The sequence below is a fragment of the Dyadobacter sp. LHD-138 genome, assembly GCF_030929615.1.
Taxonomy (GTDB): domain Bacteria; phylum Bacteroidota; class Bacteroidia; order Cytophagales; family Spirosomataceae; genus Dyadobacter.
This window is the reverse complement of record NZ_JAVFVU010000112.1, coordinates 1-969: the sequence shown is the minus strand read 5'-3', so window position 1 is coordinate 969 and position 969 is coordinate 1. Positions and strand designations below refer to the sequence as shown.

The window sequence follows — 969 nt, the reverse complement described above, 5'->3', positions numbered from 1 at the left end:
CAAACTGTGTCTAAAATTGAACAAAGCGAAACCGTGGAAGAACAATTACTCGAGCAGATCGCACAAATCCTTGGTGTCACGGCGGAAGGAATTAAAAATTTTAGCGAAGAGGCTGTGTTCAATATTATTGGTAATACCGTAACGAACCACGATAACGGTTCCTTATTCAATTATTATCCGACTTTTAATCCAATCGACAAGTTGATCGACGCCCTCGAGGACAATAAGAAGCTTTATGAACGATTGCTACAAAGTGAGAGGGAAAAGGTTGAGTTATTAAAGGGGAAAAGTTAGTTACCTTCCATACCAAACTATTGTACATTAAAGCCACGCCGACAGCGATTTCCTGATCTTCATACACTGATACTTGTGCCAGAAATCTGTTGGGATCGTGTAGTTAATAATAATATATGGCAGGTCGGAGGGATGGACTGCCTCGCCCCTATTCACCTTTCATTTTCCCCTGCCTTATTTCCTGCGACAATATCGACCCATACCGGGATATCGAAATATCAATCCTGAACGCACAGCAAGTAACTATATAAGTTATACGCCTACCCGACGAAAAGCAGATCCATGGCGAATACTTCGACATGGAATGCAACCCCGAAGGCACCGTCCATATCAGTCGCATCCCCGACGGCAAATACAAACTGTAAGTAATAGCCGACGGAGAACTCCGAGAAGAGATTTTTGAGTATACCGGGCGGAAGGGGTTGATGGTGGAGTTTTGAGGAGCTTGAAAGAGAATTGAAACACTTCAACTAACGATAGATAAGTTTTTGTTTACTTTAATCAAAATATCAGGTAGAACTCGTGAAATAATATTCTTATTGCAAAATCAATTTCTCGAGACTGTAAAATGAACTCTGTCTAAAAGTTTTAACTTTAAGACAGAACATGGAAAAGACGGAATTCGAACAGATGCGCGATAAGGCGCTCGAACAGTTGATGAAAGGACAATCATTA

The 969-nt window shown here is 41.0% G+C and carries 1 protein-coding gene; it reads left to right on the top strand.

Annotated elements, in window-relative coordinates; translation table 11 throughout:
* Positions 1 to 294 (top strand): transcriptional regulator (locus RB622_RS30145; RefSeq protein ID WP_308050560.1); only part of this gene is annotated, 294 nt, incomplete at its 5' end.
* Positions 295 to 969: the final 675 nt, after the last annotated feature.